The 17,757-nt window shown below is 72.3% G+C and carries 10 protein-coding genes and 1 tRNA gene; all 11 read right to left on the bottom strand.

Translation table 11 applies throughout. The features are described 5' to 3' along the window. Positions 1-133: 133 nt before the first annotated feature. Positions 134-3,715, bottom strand: coding sequence for a family 43 glycosylhydrolase (locus ASG23_RS03235; RefSeq protein ID WP_056019915.1), 3,582 nt, complete (start codon positions 3,713-3,715; stop codon positions 134-136). A 2-nt stretch (positions 3,716-3,717) separates the two neighbouring features. Next, positions 3,718-9,819, bottom strand: a complete 6,102-nt coding sequence (locus ASG23_RS03230; RefSeq protein ID WP_235520830.1) for an Ig-like domain-containing protein — start codon at positions 9,817-9,819, stop codon at positions 3,718-3,720. A 273-nt stretch (positions 9,820-10,092) separates the two neighbouring features. Continuing rightward, positions 10,093-10,166 (bottom strand) — tRNA-Leu (locus ASG23_RS03225). Positions 10,167-10,241: 75 nt separating this feature from the next. Then, entirely contained in the window at positions 10,242-11,729 is a 1,488-nt protein-coding gene (locus tag ASG23_RS03220) for an NAD(P)/FAD-dependent oxidoreductase (protein WP_056019909.1), read from the bottom strand. Between the two features lie 70 nt (positions 11,730-11,799). Further along, complete coding sequence (locus ASG23_RS19405) at positions 11,800-12,036, bottom strand: family 1 glycosylhydrolase (RefSeq protein ID WP_082515716.1); 237 nt, start codon at positions 12,034-12,036, stop codon at positions 11,800-11,802. After that, entirely contained in the window at positions 11,972-13,087 is a 1,116-nt protein-coding gene (locus ASG23_RS03215) for a hypothetical protein (protein WP_056019906.1), read from the bottom strand. Before ASG23_RS03215 ends, ASG23_RS19405 begins: the two co-directional genes overlap by 65 nt. Then, positions 13,084-13,413, bottom strand: coding sequence for a PadR family transcriptional regulator (locus ASG23_RS03210; RefSeq protein WP_055917522.1), 330 nt, complete (start codon positions 13,411-13,413; stop codon positions 13,084-13,086). Before ASG23_RS03210 ends, ASG23_RS03215 begins: the two co-directional genes overlap by 4 nt. 368 nt (positions 13,414-13,781) lie before the next feature. Continuing rightward, the gene (locus ASG23_RS03205) at positions 13,782-14,735 is read right to left on the bottom strand and encodes a Ppx/GppA phosphatase family protein (protein ID WP_082515714.1); all 954 of its coding nucleotides are present in this window, start codon (positions 14,733-14,735) and stop codon (positions 13,782-13,784) included. A 301-nt stretch (positions 14,736-15,036) separates the two neighbouring features. Then, entirely contained in the window at positions 15,037-15,537 is a 501-nt protein-coding gene (locus ASG23_RS03200) for a DUF501 domain-containing protein (RefSeq protein WP_157465501.1), read from the bottom strand. A gap of 29 nt (positions 15,538-15,566) precedes the next feature. Next, positions 15,567-16,037 carry an FtsB family cell division protein gene (locus ASG23_RS03195; RefSeq protein WP_235520828.1) on the bottom strand — a complete coding sequence of 157 codons (471 nt, stop codon included), beginning with the start codon at positions 16,035-16,037 and terminating at the stop codon, positions 15,567-15,569. A gap of 404 nt (positions 16,038-16,441) precedes the next feature. Then, positions 16,442-17,722, bottom strand: a complete 1,281-nt coding sequence (gene eno / locus ASG23_RS03190; RefSeq protein ID WP_056019900.1) for a phosphopyruvate hydratase — start codon at positions 17,720-17,722, stop codon at positions 16,442-16,444. Between the last annotated feature and the right edge of the window lie 35 nt (positions 17,723-17,757).

The raw sequence follows: 17,757 nt of genomic DNA, 5'->3' as shown, positions 1-17,757 counted from the left end.
CTTCTACCACTACGACACCGACGCAGGGGATGCGCGGCTGGGCATCAACCGGCTGAGCTGGGACGCGTCCGGCTGGCCGTACGTCAGCTGAGGGTCAGGAGGCCCCGGTCGTCGACCGGGGCCTCCTGCGTTCTCAGTCCCAGGGCAAGCGCCACCCGGTGTCCGCAGGTGTCACGGGACCGACCGGCTCCGACGTCGCGGATGCCGTGACGAGTCCCGCCCCGAACCCGGTCGCCCGCACCGTGAGCGTCGCGCCCTCCAGCGCCGGGGTCACGGTGAGCCGGTCCCCCGTCACCCCGTCGAGCCGCACACCGTCCGCGAACCAGGCGTACGCGAGGCGCACGCCGTCGGGCTGCCAGTCGGTGGTCTTGGCCCGCACGGTCTCGCCGACCTGGGCCTCGCCCGTGATGCGCACCGTCCCGGGGACGACCGCCTGCGCCGGTGCGCAGTCGGGTGCGTCGGCCCGGAAGGCCCACGAGCTCGCCTGCGGACCGGCCGGGAACGCGAACCCGTCGAGCGGGCGCGCCGTCACGGTGACGGTGCCGCCGAGCGGGACGACGACGGTGCCCTCGGCGGCCGCGCCGGCGACGGTGTACGCGACACCCTCGACCGTCGGCGCCGTGAGCGACCCGTCGCCGGCCTCGCCGTCGGTGCAGACCGGCGCCGTGAAGACGGGCACCTGTGGGGTCACGACGACGTCCTCGCACTCAGGAGCGGTGAACGTGTGCTCCCACTCGGTCACGGCGCCGTCGGCCAGCTGGAAGCCGTCCGCCGCGCGAGCCGTGACGACGACGTGGGCGTCGGCGGCGACCTCCACCGTGCCGGTGACGTCCTGACCGTCGATCGCGTAGAGCACGCCCTCGACGTCCGGGATCGTGACGGTCGCGGTCCCGGTGCACACCGGCGCCGGCTGGAAGGTCGGCGCCACCGGCGTGACGACCCCGTCGGCCTGGACCGCCCCGACCTGCCACTCGCGGATTCCCACAGAGCCCTGCCCGGCCGCCTCACCCCACGACTGCGCGACGATCCGTAGCGCCCGGGTGGTCACCGGTGCGAACCCGACAGGCTCGAAGCCCTCGCTGTTCCGCCCGTACTCGCCCGACGTCAGTGCGACGTCGTGCCAGGTGGTCCCGTCCGCGTCGAGGTACTGGAGCACCCAGGAGCGCGGTGCGATCAGTCCCTCGTTCTGGGCGTCCGGCACGTTCTGGTACCACCACACGTTGGCGCGGTCGACCGTCACGTCGAAGTCCCACGTCAGCTGTGCCCACTGCTCGCCGACGCGGTCCCACGTGCCCCAGCTGGCGCCGTACTTGCTCGCGTCGTCCTCGCCCCAGGCGTTGGTGCCGTCGATGAGTCCACCGACCGCCTCCCAGCCGGAGGTGAACGAGGTGGTCGGCGTCGCGTACGGAGCGACGTTGCCCTGGAGCTGGGCGCCGTCGCCGAGCGGCACGGACACCGTCGTCGTCGCCGTGTTCCCCGCGTGGTCGCGGGCCCGGACCACGAGCTCGTGCGGCAGCATGTCCGGCGCCTGGACGACCGCACCGGGCTCGACGGCGACCCAGTCACCCATGCCGTCGAACCGGTACTCCAGTGCCGCCAGACCGGACAGGGCGTCCGACCCGCCGACGGTGACCGCCCGGGTCGCGGCGTCGAGCGCGGCGGTGACCGTGGGTGCGCCGGTGTCCACCTTGACCGTGCGGCTGACCTCGGTGGACTGGTTGCCCGCCGCATCGGTGGCACGTCCGGTGACGACGGTCTCGCCCTGCGCGGAGACCGGGACGTCGACGAACCGGGCGTCCGGCGTGGCGGTCCACGCGCCGGCACCGACACGCGTCTCGATCGTCGTCAGGTACGACGTGTCGTCGTCGGCCGCCACGCGGACGGTGACCGGTGAGGAGAACCAGCCGTCCTCGCCCGAGGTACCGGACGCGGCGACCGTCACCATGGGGGCCGTCGTGTCGTCCCCGCCCGGATCGACCGTGCCGCCCACGTGGACGGTCGCGACCAGGTAGGCCGCGGACTGCCCGAGGGCCCGTCCCTCGACGGTGAACGTGCCCTCGGCCGCATACTGCGCCGGGTCCACCGGACGCCAGTTGACGGGCGTCCAGAGCCCGCCCACGCGGACTGCCTCGGGAAGCACGGGGGCGGTGCCGACGGGCGTCGCGACGTCCACGTCCGGCAGCGACTCGGCCTGGACCGCGTAGACCTCCCACTCGGAGACCGCGACGGAGTGCACGTACGCACCCTCGTCCTGCCCGCGGAACGTCGCCCGCAGCGCGGTGGTCGTGACCGGAGTGAACGTCACCGTGTGCCACGCGTCCGTGGCCGTCGGGTACGTCGCGCCCTGCACGGGCTGCCAGTCGCCGGCCTCGTCGCGGTACTCGACCACCCACGACGCGGGCAGCCGGATCCAGTTGCCGTCGCGGTGGAACTCGATGCCGACGCTTCCGGTCCGCACGGGTGCGTCCCACGTGTACTGCAGCCAGTCGGTCGCGTTCGAGCTGGTGGTCCCGCGGTAGTTGCCCCACTGGTCGGGCGGCAGCAGCGCTGTCGTCGCGCGGAAGCCGTCGTTGATCGACCGCAGCGTCATCGGCGGCTGCTCGGTGAACGAGGCGGCCGCGGTCGCCGCGAGCGCCACGTTGTCGGTCAGCCGGAACGCCGGGTCGTCCGCGCGGGTGGGGACCACCGGAAGGATGCGGTCACCGTCCCACTGCACCTCGTCGATCGCGATCGAGCGCCGGAAGTGGCCTCCGTTCACCGCGTCCTTGGTGTGGTACGTGATCCACCAGCGGCCCTCGTGCTCGACGATCGACGGGTGCACGGTCGTCGCCGACGTGCCGCCGAGGATGATCCCCTGGTACGTCCACGGCCCCGACGCCGACGGAGCCGTCGCGTACGCGATGCACGCCTGGTAGTTCGACGGCGTGCACTCCGAGCCGCCCTGCTTCCAGTCGTACGCCAGGTAGTACGTGCCCTCGCGCTCGAACACCCAGGGCGCCTCGAAGAAGCCGGTGAGCCCGGGGATCGTGGAGATGGCTCCCGTCGTGGCGGTCATCGTCGGCTCGAGCTCGACCATCCGCGCGACGCCCCACGAGCCCCAGTACAGGTAGACGCGGCCGTCGGTGTCGGTGAAGACGTGCGGGTCGATGACCTCCTGGCCGTTCGTGGACGTGCCGAACACGTCGGTCCAGGTGAGCAGCGGCTCCCCGACCGCGTCGGTCCACGGCCCCAGCGGGCCGTCGGAGACCGCGACGCCGATGGCCATCCGGTTGGGCACCGTGGTGTCGTCCCACTCCACCGGCGCGTACCAGTAGAACTTCCCGTCGGCGCCGCGAGTGACCTGACCCGCGTACGCCGCCCCGTCCCCGGTGGCCCAGGCGAAGACCTCGTCCGGGTCCAGGTTGTCGGCGTACAGGTTCCAGTCGCCGGACGTGGGGTCGGTCGTCGTGAGCACCCCGTAGTCGTGCATCTCGAAGCCGCCCTGCTGCTCGGCCGCCTCGTCGTGACCGCCGTATACGTAGAGCGTCCCGTCCACCGACAGGGGTGCCGCGTCGGCCGAGTAGTACGTCCCGTCCCCGAGGATCGGGTTGCCCTCGGTGTGGAACGACCGGGTGGCGGGCGGGTCCGCCGCGACGGCCGCCGACGGCCACGCCGCCAGCGTCGTCGCGACGAGGGCGCCGGTGAGCACGCTGGTCACAATTCTGCGAGTCCTCATGATCAACGTCCCACCTTCGTGCCGTCGGAGGTGCGGCTGGTTGCGGTGTAGCCGTCCTTGGAGCCGGTCACCGTCACCGTGAGCACGGCTCCCCGGTCGGCGGTGCGCACGACGTACACCGGGTGCGTCGCGCCCGTGATCGCCTCCCCGTCGCGGAACCACTGGTAGCTCGTCGACACCGGGAACGGTGACCACGGGACCGTCAGGGCGACGACGGGCAGCAGGGGTGCGGCGATGCCTGCGATGCGCACGTCGTGCGCGCCGAGCTGCCCTCGTTGGACCGTGGTCGGTGGCGACGAGACCCACGCCGACGGCTCGTGACCGGAGGCGGTGCCCCGGACCTCGACCGCGAGCGCCTTCCCGACGTCGGCGGGACGCGGGCCGTAGCTGCTGCTCGTCGCCCCGCGGATCGTCGTGCCGTCGAGCGTCCAGCGGTACTCGAGCCGCGCCTCCGCCGGCCAGCCGGTCGTCTGCGCGGTGACCCGCTCGCCGACGACGGCCGCGCCGAGCGCCACCGTGCCCGCCTGGACGGTCGGCCTGACCACCGCAGCGGTCTCCGCCGACGTCACCGAGACGCTCTCCCAGCCGTCCAGGTACCCGGTGACCTCGACGGTCACGCTCTTCCCGACGTCCTTGCTGGTCGGTGTGTACTCGGGGCCGGTGGCGTCCTTGACCACCTTCCCGCCGACGGACCACCGGTAGGCGAGCTCGACGCCGTCGGGGCCCCAGCCGGCGGTCTGCGCGAGCAGCACCTGCCCGACCGTCGGGAGCCCGACCACCTCGACGGTGCCCGCCGTGACCACGGCCTCGCCGGGTCCGGCCGCCACCTCGAGCGGTGCTTCCGCGACCGACTCCCCGCTCGTGGCCCGCACGGTGTACGAGCCTGCGGCGAGGTCACGCGGCAGTGGCGCCGTGCGGAGCGAGCCCGCGCCGTCACCGTCGGTGGCGAGCGTGCCGAGCGAGATCCCGCCCGGCTCGAGCGTCACCGCGTAGTCGGCGTCGGCCGTGCCGCCCGTGAGCGTCGCGTCGAACGCGTCGCCCGCGGTCACCGGCCCCGTGGGGACGGTGAGGGCGAGCGGCGCGACGGGCACGCTGTCGACCTCCCACTCGACGATCCCGACCCAGCCGTTCGCCGGCTTGGTCAGCGTTGCTCGCAGCGCCGTCGTGGTGACCGGGGCGTGCGTGACCGTGTCGAACTGGCCGAGCGTCGTCGTGAACCCCGACGGCTCGGGCACGGGTGCCCACGTGGTGCCGTCCTCGAGCAGGTACTCGAGCGTCCACGACGCCGGCAGCCGGACGCCTCCGCCGTCGTCGAAGAACAGCACCCTGCTCGTCGTCGTCGTGATGGGAGCGGGCCAGTCGAGGCGTGCCCACTGGGTGGCGCCTGCGATGTTCCACGTACCCCAGGCCGAGGCCTGCGACGTGACCGGGTAGTCGGCGACGCCGTCGGTGATCCCGGCGGCCCGGTTCCACGTGGTCGTCGCCGAGACGGTGACCGTCGCGTTCGGGGCGATGTTGACCGGTGCGTTCGGGTCGGGTGCCGGGACGGTGATGCTGCCGACCGTCGAGACGTTCCCCGCCCGGTCCGTCGCCCGGTACTCGACGGTCGCGGCCTGCGCGATCGTCGCGCCGGAGCCGTAGGCGGTCCACGCGCCGCCGTCGACCCGGTACTCGACCGAGGCCACGCCCGACCCCGTCTCCGTGGTCGTCAGCGTGAGGCGTCGCCGCGACTCGTCGAAGCTCGCCGCCACCACCGGTGCCGTGCCGTCGATGTCGACCGCGACCGACTGCACCGGTGAGACCAGCCCGCCGGCGTCAGTGGCCCGGGCGCGCACGGTGTGCCGCCCGTCCCCGCTGACGGTCACCGGACCGGTGACCTCGGTCCACGCACCGCCGTCGATCTGTGCCTCGACCAGCGGGGACGAGTCGTCCTCGTCGGTCGCCGTCACGGTCACGGCGACCGGGCCGGTGAACCAGCCGCTCGCCGGGACCGCCGGCTCGGTGGCCACGGTGACGACCGGTGCCGCCGGAGCTCCCTCGGTCACGGCGACGACGACCTGCGGCCGCTTGTCGGTGCCGGCGACGGTCCCCTCGACCGTGAACTCGCCCGCCTGGGCGTACGACGCCGGGTCGACCGCGTCCCAGGTCACCGGCAGGGACGCCTGCGACCCGTCGTTGTAGACCGCGATCGCCCGGGCGGGGAGCACCGGTGCGGTGCCCGCGACCGTGCTCACCGCGAGCGGCTCGAACGTGTTGACCTGCACGGCATCGGTCGGGCGCACCCAGACCGTCGCCCGGGCCAGCCGGGAGGTGCCCTGCACGAAGCCCGGCACCGTGAAGTCACCCTGCGCGGCGTAGGCCTCGGGCGGGACGTCCTGCCAGGTGACCGCTCGCGGCACGCGGGTGCCGTCGGCGAACACGACCTCGACCTCGGTCGGCAGCACCGGTGCGACACCGATGAGCGTGCGCACGGCGACCGGCTCGATCGACACGGGTTCGTCCGCGAGCGCCTGCCACTCGATGATGCCCGGGTAGCTGGCGCCGTTGCGGACCAGCGTGGCGCGCAGCGACGTCGTCGTGACCGCCCCGTGCGTGACCGAGTTGAGCTCACCGTCCACCGTCGGGTAGTCGCTCGCCCCCGGCACCGGCAGCCACGTGCCGTCGGTTGCCAGGTACTCCAGCGACCACGACGACGGGGGCAGCACGCCGCCCGGGTCCTGGTTGGAGTGGAACAGGATGCGCGACTCGTCGACGCGCACCGGCTCCGGCCAGGTCAGCCGCGCCCAGTACGTGTTGCCCGCACCGGCGGCGGTCCCCCACGTGCCCCACGCGTCCGACTCGGCCGCCGCCGGATAGTTCGTGTTGCCGTCGTTGATGGCAGCGACGCTGTTCCAGCCGGTGACGGCCGACGCGCTCGCGGTCGCGTCCGGCGCGACATTGGTCTTCGCGTCGCCGCTCACCACGGCGTCGACCACGACGTCGGTGCCGGTGCTCAGCTCCCCGTCCGACGCCGTGAGGCGCAGGACGTACCGCCCGGTGGTGTCGAACCGCACGACGGTTGTCGCCGACGCGGGGCTCGCGATGACGGCCTCGGCGCCGTCCGGGGCGCTGACGACGGTCCAGGCGCTGGTCAGCGTGCCGACCGGCTGGGCGTCGTCCGTGACGGACCCGATGAGGCGCACCTGGCCCGGCTGGTCGAACGCCGGGTCCTGGTACGCGGTGACCTTCGGTGCGGCGTTGGTCGACGGCGGTGCCTCGACGCCCGTCGCGAACGCCTGGATCTCCTTGAGACCCGTGCGGAAGCCCGCGGCGTGCTTGACCGTGACGCGCAGCCGGTCCGCCTGGACGGCGGGAAGCTGCACGTGGTTGAGGTTGGCAGTCGAGTAGACCGGCGTCCGTGCCTGTCCGGCCACCGGGTGCCAGCCCGCGGCGTCGTGGTACTCGAGCGTGTACAGCTCGGGCGCCGCGTAGCCCTGCACGGTCGCGGTGGACGACGAGCGGTAGAAGTACAGCCGCACGTCGTCGACGGTCTGCGTGCCGTCGAGCTCGACCTCGAGCGAGTCGGTCGCGTTCGGTGAGCCGGCCGTCCCCCAGAAGGGCTCGTTGACGGTCGTCCCGTCGACGGCGCCTGCGGCACCGCGGCCCGTCGCCTCGAACGTCGACGTCACCGGACGGCCGGCGGCCAGGTTGGCCGAGCCGGTCGACGCGGTCGCGATGTCGGTGCCCGCCTTGGCGAAGATGTCGACCACGCGGTCGTCGTCGGCGAACCGGACCTCGTCCGCGGCGGCGAGGGTCGACGCCGACGCCGTGACCACCTGCGCGCCGCCCTCGGGCACCTCGACGGTGCCGGTCGCCGGGTCGTAGACCACGTGCGCCAGGTCGTCGACCGTGAACGCGAGCTCACCGTCGAGGAACACGGAGTACCCGGCGGGCACGTCGGCGCCGTAGTGGTCGCCGGTCTCGTCCCACGTCACCGTGAGGTCGCGGTCGTGGTACCGGATGTTGTTGGCGGTGAAGTACGGCCAGTCGATGTCGACCGGGTCCAGCTCGATCTTCCCGTCCGCGCGGCTGCGCAGACCCATCGCGTCCTCGATGACGGTGAAGTTGGTCGCGCCCAGGATCGTGTGGTGGATCCACGAGCGGTATCCGATGGACCCGCCGTCCGCCGCCGAGCCGTCGGCCCAGAACTCGTTCTGGTTGGGCAGCCGGTTGTCACCGCCCTGGTAGTGCGCGAACGCGTTCCAGTAGAGGAGCTGCTTGTACATGTCCGGCGTCACGTAGTCCGACGGGTAGTCCCGCAGCACCGAGGCGAACATCCGGAACAGCACCGTGGAGTTGATGACGGAGAAGTTGTTCGAGCCCGCCTCCGGGGAGTCGTTCTTGTCCACCTGGTTGGCGGTGAAGAACGGGAACACCGGGTACTGGTCGGCGTCGGCGAACAGGCGCAGCGCCTCGACGTAGGACGCCTCGTAGTCCGGGTCGCTCTGCTTCGGCATGAGCCCGACCGTGAACGGGTAGTAGTTGTTGATCTCCTTGTACGGGTTGAGCGTCCCGTCCTGCGTCATCTGGTGCTTGAGCAGGTTCCCGTACAGGCCCACCTGGTCCGGCGTCGTCTGGGCCGGCTCCCACAGGTGCTCCAGGACTGCCGACCGCACGCGGGCGGCCAGGTCCTCCATGTGCTGCGCCTTCTCGTCCTCACCCGCGACGCGGAAGAACTCGGCCGCCGCCTTGGAGTTGGAGTACAGGTACGCGCTCTCGGTGCGGTCCATGTTGGCGCCGTGCCCGGGCCAGTGGAACGAGACCGCGTCGGCGTCGTTGCCCGTCATCGCGCCCCAGCTGTACTCGATGAGGTCGTTGCCGTTGCCGTCGTACGCGTCCAGCAGCCCTTCGACGTCGTCCATCGAGTGCTGGCCGAGGGTGCCGCCGATGGCGCCCGGTCCGCCGTGCAGCTCGTACGCCCGCCACGCGGCCTCGGTGATGTACTGCGTGTACGAGTTGGACCAGTTGGCCGGGTCGCCCGGGTTGTCGACGAACTTCCCGCGCTTCGACACCTCGCCCACCGCCACGGCGGGGCCGTACGCGTACGTCGGGTCGCGGAAGTACTTGAGGTCGTCGACGAACATGCCGACCGTCAGCACGATCGCGTTGTTGTAGCCGAGCACGCCCTCCATCGACGTCGGGAACTGGTAGTCGTTGCCCGGGACGTCGGCGTCGAGGTAGTTGTAACGCATCAGCCACCAGCGGTAGAAGAGCGTCTTGTCGATGTTGTCCTCGGGGGTGTCGAGGTACGGGATGTTCTCGGCCCACCACCGGTTGTACGCGGTGACGTGCGTGCTGAACGCCTCCGCCGGGCTCGCGGCCCGGTACGCGGCGTAGCCCGATGCCGACCCCGGCAGCTCGTCGACGAGCATGCCGAGCTGGAGCTTGGTGCCGGCCGTGCCGTTCGCCGGGACGGTCAGTTCCCTGGTCAGGCCGCCGGTGGTCGCGGTGAACCCGTCGCCGGACAGCCGCGGGTAGACCGTCGTGATCGAGTTGAACGCGCGGACCGCGCCCACCAGCTCGTCGCCCTCGGCGTGCGTGGTCAGGGGCGACGTGGCGCTCAGCGTGACCGTGCGCGCGGCGCCGGACGTGTCGGTGACGTCGACGTCGGCCACGAGGACGTCGTCGTCGGTGATGAACTTCGTCTGCCGCAGCGTCAGCCCGCCGCCGGTGAACACGCTCGAGAAGTACGACGGCGTCTGTCGGCGCTGCGAGGCCTGCTCGGTGAGCGTCACGGGCGCGCCGTCGGCCTGCACGGTGAACGTGAACGCTCCCCCGCGGCCCAGCGACTCCCAGTACGCGACGTCCCCGTCCCAGCCCAGGGCGGTGGGCTGGTGGCTCTTCATGAACACGGCACGCCCGCGCGTGAACGCCACGCGGCTCTCGTCGGCGTCGAAGCCGGGCCCGGTGCGCGCGAGCATCCGGTCCACCCAGAAGTCGGTGCCGGGCGCGCTGCCCGCGCCGGCGGCGACGTCCGTGTCGAAGACGCGCTGCAGGTAGGGCGACGGGCCGTACTCCACGCCGGTGTCGGGGACCGGGTTGTCCGATCCCTCGAAGACCGGCATCCCGAGACTGCTCTGGGGGACCTCCGCTCCGGGGACCGCCGACGCAGCGACCGGGACCATTGACACGGCGACCACCGAAACGGCGACAAACGAGGTTGCGAGCATCCGGGCACGGCCAGATGCGAGGAGCGTAATCTTCACGTCCGGAACGCCTCTCTCCATTGAGAATGCGAGGGAATGCCAGGAGCGTCGCATATGGGGTCGAAGGACCGCAATGGTTTTCGGTGTTTTCGGTCGCGGCGCAGGTCGCGGGTCCCAGAGGCGCCGGCTGGGTGCCCCCGCCGGGGTTCGAACCCGGACTGTGCCGGGTTTAAGCCGGCTGCCTCTGCCAGTTGGGCTACGGGGGCTGTCGTCGTCGGCTCATCCTGGCAGACGACGAGTGCCCCCTACCGCGAGGGTCGGGGGCACCGTGACGTGCAGGGTCAGGCGCTCTTGGCGCCCTTGGTCGCCTGCTTCTCGGCCGGCGATCCCGGCTCCGCCTTCTGCGGCGGCAGCGCCCGGTCGCCCTCGCCCGGCTCGACCGCACGCGGCTTGGCGGGCACCGACGCGGCACGGAACTCCGCGCGCGGGTCGTGCAGCGTGCCCAGCGCGACGACCTCCCGCCGCAGCAGCAGCGCACCGGTCCAGCCGGCCGCGATGCGGATCTTGCGGTTCCAGGTGGGCATGGCGGCCACGTGGTACGAGCGGTGCAGCACCCACGCGAGGAAGCCGCGCACCTTGATGCGGCCGAACATCTGCGCGACACCCTTGTACATGCCGAGCGACGCGACGGCGCCGATGTTCTTGTGCTTGTACTCGGTCACCTCCGCCGAGCGTAGGACCCGCGCCAGGTTGTCGCCCAGGTGGTTCCCCTCGCGCAGCGCGTGCTGGGCGTTCGGCGGGCACATCTGACCGGGGTTGAACAGGTCCGGGACGGCGGCGCAGTCACCGGCGGCGTACGCGTCGGCCACGACCGCGCCCTCGGCGTCGATCACCTGGAGCGACGCGTTGCACGTGACGCGGCCCATCTTGTCCAGCGGCAGGTCCGAGTTCTTCAGCACCGGGTTGGCCTTGACGCCGGCGGTCCAGACCAGGGTCTCGGCGTCGAACTCCAGCCCGTTCGACAGCACGACGTGACCGTCGACGCAGCTGTTCAGGAACGTCGACAGGTGGATCTCGATCTGCCGCTTGCGCAGCTGCTCGAGGGTGTACCCACCGAGCTCCTCGCTGACCTCGGGCAGGATGCGCGGCGAGCCCTCGACCAGGACGAAGCGCAGCTCGTCCTGCTCGATCGCCTTGTAGTACTTGACCGCGGCGCGCGCCATGTCCTCGACCTCGCCGAGCGCCTCGACGCCGGCGAACCCGCCTCCCACGAAGACGAACGTGAGCATGCGCTTGCGCAGCTCCGGGTCCCAGGTGCTCGCCGCGATGTCGATCCGGTTGAGCACGTGGTTGCGGACCGCGATGGCCTCTTCGACGTTCTTGAAGCCGATGCCCTGCTCCGCGAGCCCGGGGATGGGCAGCGTGCGGGCGACCGAGCCGAGGCCGACCACCAGGTGGTCGTAGGTGACCCAGTACGGGTCACCCTCCTCGGGGGTGATCTGGACCGTGCGGCCGGCGTGGTTGATCTCGCTGACCTTGCCCTGGAGCACGTCCACGCCCTTGAGGGCACGGCGGTGGGGGGCGACGATGTTGCGGGCGTCGATCGAGCCGGCCGCGGCCTCGGGCAGGAACGGTGCGTACGTCATGTACGCGCGGGGGTCGACGACGACGATGGCCGCCTCCCGCTTGCCGAGCCGCTTGCGCAGCCGACGCGCCGTGTACAGCCCCACGGTGCCGCCACCGAGGATGACGACGCGGGGCACCTTGCGCGGCTTGCCCGGACGGGGCGTTGCAGCCGTGCTGGCGACATCGGAGGCGGGGATAGGCATGCCTCAACGGTAGCGGCGCCCGCATACCCCCGCGCCCCAGGATCGCGGTGATGATGCGCACACCGGGAACTCAGGAGCGCGCCACCGCGTTCGCGCGGACCACCGTCGAGTACCACTCCATGCTCGCCTTCGGGGTCCGTTCCTGCGTCTCGAAGTCGACGTGCACCAGACCCCAGCGCTGGCTCATCCCCTCGGCCACTCGGACGTTGTCCAGCAGCGACCACGCGTAGTGCCGACGGGGATCACGGCGTGCTGGTCGGCGACGACGACGGAGCGCCCTCCGCTCCGACGGCCGCCTCCGGGGCATCGTCGAGTGCCGGCGCCTTCGCGAACGGCCACGGCGGCGTCGTCGCGCTGGACTCCGCCGGGAGAACCTGGAGACCGTCGTCGTCGTACGTGAACTCGGACGCCGGCGCCCCCTGCAGCGGGTAGACGTTCCAGCGTGCGCGACCGTCCGAGTCCACCCGGCTGACGAACGACCACGGCTCCGTGGCCTCGGGGAACCAGTACTGGCCGAGTCCGTCGTCGAACGTCGTGCGCACCGGGCGGCCACGGTCGTCGTAGACCTGGACGTCCGTCAGCGGGCTGCCGTCCGCGTCGTACACGAACAGGTTGCTCACCTGGACGCCGTCGACGACGACCCCGTCGACCGCCTTGTCCTGGATGATCGTCTGCGTCCCGCCACCGCCGAGCCGGCCCGCGGTGTAGTCCGCGTAGACGGACTCGCTCGCGACCAGACGGTCGTGCGCTCCCGCCAGCAGGGGCAGGACGGCGACGACGGCGACCACGTTCGCGGTCACCGGCAGCCACGCCAGCCGACGCTGCTGGAACCACGCACCGCGCCCGTACTGCACGCTGAGGATCACCGCGCCGACGAGCACCAGGAACGCCGCAAGGTTCCGTGGGAGCCACCCCGACGCCCCGGCCAAGATCGCGACCAGCTGGTAGACGACCCACCCGCGCAGCAGCCACCAGACGGGCCGCAGCGCGATCAGGAACGCCTCGACGGGAGGCCACCACGCCAGCGCGCGCAGCCGTCGCAGCGCCCAGCGGCCGAACCGGCGGGTGTCGTCGACCGGGTCGCTGAGCAGCTGCCCCCGCCGCGCGTGCGCCGTCGCCGGTGCCAGCCCCGCCGCCGCCCGCAGCTCCGCGGCGTAGTCCTCGGGCGGCCCGAACTGCTCCAGGAGCCCGCGCCCATGGGCCACGTGCCGCTCGTCGTCCAGCGCCTCCGCCAGGTCGGCCTCGAGGTCGTCGCTGAGGTCCTCGACCTGCTCCGGGCCCAGGTCGGCGAGGCTGCGACGCACGGCCGCGGCGTACCCGGCCACGTCCAGCGCGTCCGTGGTGTCCAGCACGCTCATCGCACGACCTCCGTCTTGAGCAGGCGGCCCATCGTGCCTGCGAACTCCTGCCAGTCCTTGCGCTGCGCCTCGAGCATCGCCCGGCCCTGCGCGTTGATCCCGTAGTACTTGCGGTGCGGCCCCTCGTCGCTCGGCACCACGTAGGACGTCAGCGCTCCCGACGAGTACAGGCGCCGCAGCGTCCCGTAGACCGACGCGTCCCCGACCTCCTCGATGCCCGCGGCGCGCAGCCGGCGGACGACGTCGTAGCCGTACCCGTCCTCGTCGGAGACGACCGCGAGCACCGCCAGGTCGAGCACGCCCTTGAGCAGCTGCGTGGTGTCCATGCGTCCTCCGGGTCTGGGTGCGCGTCCGCGTCCCGGCCGCCGACCGCCCGGTGGGGCGGCCGACGGCGGGGCCGGCGAGTGGTGCGGGAGCCCCCTCCGGCTCCCGCAGGTGCGACGCTATTACACATTGCGCACTACCGTCCAGAGCGCGCCAGGGCGTGTCGCGACCCCGATCCCCGCCGCCTCCAGGACCCAGCCCTCACAACGTCAGACGTCCGCAGATTCGGTCGTCGGGACGCTCGAATCCGCGGACGTCCGCACTCGTGCCGGCGGGAACGCGTCGAAGTGCGGACGTTGCGGCTGGTGTTGCGTCCGCGCTCGTCGGGCTCGAACCCGTCGGAGTGCGGACGTTCCAGCTGGTGGGAAGGTCAGCGGGTGGCGACGCTCCAGGCGATGCCGTCGAGGATGTCGTGCTCGGAGGTGACCACCTCGGTCAGCTGCCCGCCCGCGGCGGCGACCTCGTCGCGCACCCGACGGATGACGTCCGCCCACACCAGCGCACCGGCGCCGATGACGTCGACCCGGCCGGGGTGCATGAAGCCGAGCGCCGCGCGGTCCTCGCGGGACCGCTTCAGGAGGTCGTCGCACGCGGCGAGGACGACCTCGACCGGCAGGACCGACCCGTCGATGACCTCGGGGTCGTACGCGGGCAGCCCGAGGCCGTGGGCGGCCACCGTGGTGACGGTGCCGGCGAGCCCGACGAGCGTGACGGTCTTGCCGAGGGGGACGAGGGCCGACGCCGTGTCCAGCGCCGCGGCGACGTCGGCGTGCGCTGCGGCGATCTCGGCGGCGGTCGGGGGGTCGCTGCGCAGGTGCCGCTCGGTCATCCGCACGCAGCCGACATCCATCGAGAACGCCGCCTCGGGGGTCGTGGTGCCCAGCACCAGCTCCGTCGAACCGCCACCGAGGTCGACCACGAGGAACGGTCCCGGGTGCTGCGCGCCGAGCACCCCGGTGGCCCCGCGGAACGACAGCTCGGCCTCCTCCTGGCCCGCGACGACCTCCGGCTCGACGCCCAGCGCGGCACGCACCCCGTCGACGAAGTCCGCGCGGTTCTCCGCGTCGCGCGACGCCGACGTGGCGACGAACCGGATGGCCTCCACCCCGAGCTCGGTGCAGATGTCGTTGTACCGGCGGGCGGCGTCGAGTGTCCGCGCGAGCGCCTCGGGGGCGATCCGGCCGGTCTGGTCCACCCCTTGGCCCAGCCGCACGACCTCCATCCGCCGATCGAGGTCCACCAACGTCCCGGCGTCCGGATCGACGTCAGCGACGAGCAGTCGGATCGAGTTGGTCCCGCAGTCGATGGCAGCCACACGAGTCACGCGGCCCATCCTCGCACCGGACCACCACCCCCACCCGCCCCGTCCGAGGACGTGGCCGCTCCAGCGCGGAGATGCTCGGACGCAACGGGTTCACCGCCGGCAGCCGGTCGGACGTCCGCAGATCGTGCCGTCAGGACGCGCGATCATGCGGACGTTGCTGTCGACAACGGGGGGACGTCCGCAGATCAGGTCGACAGGACGCGAAGGTGCGGGCGTCGAGGTCGAGGACGCGGGGACGTCCGCAGGATCGGTCGTCGGGGCGCGGAATCGTGCGGACGTCCGGTGCTCGCGAGCGGGTGGCTCAGCAGGTGCAGCGGTCCGGGCGCCAGTCGTCGCGGATCAGGGTCAGGGCCTCGTCGCCGATCGGGTTCACGCCGGGGCCCGCCGCCAGGGCGTGCCCGACCAGCACGTGCAGGCACTTCACGCGGGTCGGCATGCCGCCGGCCGAGATGCCCGCGATCTCCTCCACGTGCCCGAGCGCCTCACGGTCCACCAGGTAGGCGTCGTGCGCGCGGCGGTACGCGGCGGCCAGCTCCTCGTCGTCGGTGAGCCGGGCCGTGAGCTCCTTCATCAGCCCGCCCGCCTCGAGCGTGCTCACCGCCGCGACCGCCGGGGGGCAGGTGAGGTAGTAGGTCGTCGGGAACGGGGTGCCGTCGTCCAGCCGCGGGGCGGTCCGGACCACGAGCGGACGGCCGCAGACGCACCGGGCCGCGATGCCGACGACGCCGCGCGGAGGGCGGCCGAGCTGCTCGGCGAGCACCGCGATGTCCTGGTCGGTCACGTCGTCGAAGGAGGGAGCCACAGGTCGATCCGTTCGTGCAGGAGGTCCGGTCAGCCGCCGGCGGGCGGAGCGGGCGTCCCATTGTCGCCCGGCGCCACCGCATCCTCCGCACCCGGCGCGGGGGTGGTGCCCGCCACCTCGATGGACTCCCACACGGTCGCGTACCAGGGCAGCGTCGACCCGGAGTCCAGCACGGTCGCCGGGCCGTCGGCGACGGGCGCCGTGTCGGGAACGGTCTCGGGGTCCACGACGCGGAACGCCTTCTCCCCCGGCAGCACGAACGAGAGCCGCTCCCGCGCCTGTGCCGTCACGTACGCCGGGTCGTCCCAGCGCCGCAGGTCCGCTCGCAGGTCGTCGTTGCGCTCCTGTGCGGCCGCGACCTGGGCGCGCAGCTGGTCCACCTCGACCTTCTGCTCCAGGTACGAGTGCAGCGTCGGGTACACCAGCACGAAGGCCAGCAGGACGACGCAGGAGAACACCATCGCGCGGACGGTGAAGAGCCGCGGCACCCGCAGCTGCACCCGCTCCGCGCGCGGGGTCCCCCGCGGTGGGGTCGGCGTGCCGCGGGTGGCGGGCCGGGTGGCGGAGGGTCGCGACGAGGACGGCCTGGGCGACGACGAGGGGGTGGGACCGACGCGGGGGATCGCCCCGGAGCGTGGTGGCGACGGCCGACTGCCTGCGCTCCCGCGCGGCACGCCTGCCGCCGGGGTGGGCGTCCCGGACCGCGGGGCCGCCGCGCGCCGACCCGGGGCGCTCGGGGACGCCGGGCGTCGGGGGGCAGACATGGCGTCGATTCTGCCCCGTAGCGCCCCGACCAGCCCGGATGTCGCGTGCCGTGGCGCGCCGGAGACGACACTCACAGGTTCTGGGCACGCCGAAGGCCGGCCAACCCGAATCGGGGTGACCGGCCTCCGAGGGTCGTGCGTCAGGCCGTGAACCGCGGGAAGGCGGAGCGACCGGCGTAGCGCGCGGCGTCGTCCAGCTCCTCCTCGATGCGGAGCAGCTGGTTGTACTTGTTGATGCGCTCGCCACGGGCGGGGGCACCGGTCTTGATCTGGCCGGCGTTCGTGGCCACCGACAGGTCGGCGATCGTGGTGTCCTCGGTCTCGCCGGAGCGGTGCGAGGTCATCGTCGTGAATCCGCTGCGCTGAGCCAGCTCGACGGCGTCGAACGTCTCCGTCAGCGTGCCGATCTGGTTGAGCTTGACCAGCAGCGAGTTCGCGGCCTTGAGCTCGATGCCCTTGCGCAGGCGCTCGGGGTTGGTCACGAACAGGTCGTCGCCGACGATCTGGACCTTGTCACCGATGGTGGCGACCAGGTGGGACCAGCCCTCCCACTCGTCCTCGGACAGCGGGTCCTCGATCGAGACCAGCGGGTAGTCCTTCACCAGCTGCTCGTAGTACGCCGACAGCTCCTCGTTCGACAGGGACTTGCCCTCGAACTGGTAGGCACCGTCCTTGAAGAACTCGGTGGCGGCGACGTCGAGCGCGAGGCCCAGGTCGACACCGGGCGTGAAGCCGGCCTTCTCGATGGCGACCAGGATGAGGTCGAGCGCCTCGCGGTTGCTGCCCAGGTTCGGGGCGAAGCCGCCCTCGTCGCCGAGACCCGTGGACAGGCCCTTGCTCTTCAGCACGGACTTGAGCGAGTGGTAGACCTCGACGCCGGTGCGCAGCGCCTCGCGGTACGTGGCCGCACCGATGGGGGCGACCATGAACTCCTGGATGTCGACGTTGGAGTCGGCGTGCGACCCACCGTTGAGGATGTTCATCATCGGGACCGGCAGCACGTGCGCGTTCGGGCCACCGAGGTAGCGGAAGAGCGGCAGGTCGGCCGAGTCGGCGGCGGCCTTGGCCACGGCGAGCGAGACGCCGAGGATCGCGTTGGCGCCGAGCTTGCCCTTGTTCGCGGTGCCGTCGAGGTCGATCAGCGCACCGTCGATCAGGCGCTGCTCGGTGGCCTCGAAGCCGATGAGCTCGGGGGCGATCTCGTCGATGACCGCGCTGACGGCCTCCTCGACACCCTTGCCCAGGTAGCGGGCCGAGTCGCCGTCACGGCGCTCGACGGCCTCGAACGCGCCGGTCGAAGCTCCCGAGGGAACTGCGGCGCGGGCGATGGTGCCGTCGTCGAGTGCGACCTCGACCTCGACAGTGGGGTTGCCGCGCGAGTCCAGGATCTCGCGGGCTCCGACGGCCTCGATGCTGGCCATGGGTGCTCCTTTGGAAGCGGGTGGGTTTACGACCT

It is taken from the genome of Cellulomonas sp. Leaf395 (assembly GCF_001424125.1).
In the GTDB taxonomy this organism is placed as follows: Bacteria; Actinomycetota; Actinomycetes; order Actinomycetales; family Cellulomonadaceae; genus Cellulomonas.
Note: the sequence above shows the minus strand (reverse complement) of the source record. Positions and strands in the feature narration are given on the sequence as shown.

What these genes read in the sequence shown, in the direction of transcription:
- ASG23_RS03230 (WP_235520830.1), bottom strand. Translation starts at nt 9,819, where the DNA reads ATGCCGGTCTTCGAGGGATCGGACAACCCGGTCCCCGACACCGGCGTG.
- ASG23_RS03210 (WP_055917522.1), bottom strand. Translation starts at nt 13,413, where the DNA reads ATGGACACCACGCAGCTGCTCAAGGGCGTGCTCGACCTGGCGGTGCTC.
- ASG23_RS03220 (WP_056019909.1), bottom strand. Translation starts at nt 11,729, where the DNA reads ATGCCTATCCCCGCCTCCGATGTCGCCAGCACGGCTGCAACGCCCCGT.
- ASG23_RS03215 (WP_056019906.1), bottom strand. Translation starts at nt 13,087, where the DNA reads ATGAGCGTGCTGGACACCACGGACGCGCTGGACGTGGCCGGGTACGCC.
- ASG23_RS19405 (WP_082515716.1), bottom strand. Translation starts at nt 12,036, where the DNA reads ATGCCCCGGAGGCGGCCGTCGGAGCGGAGGGCGCTCCGTCGTCGTCGC.
- eno (WP_056019900.1), bottom strand. Translation starts at nt 17,722, where the DNA reads ATGGCCAGCATCGAGGCCGTCGGAGCCCGCGAGATCCTGGACTCGCGC.
- ASG23_RS03235 (WP_056019915.1), bottom strand. Translation starts at nt 3,715, where the DNA reads ATGAGGACTCGCAGAATTGTGACCAGCGTGCTCACCGGCGCCCTCGTC.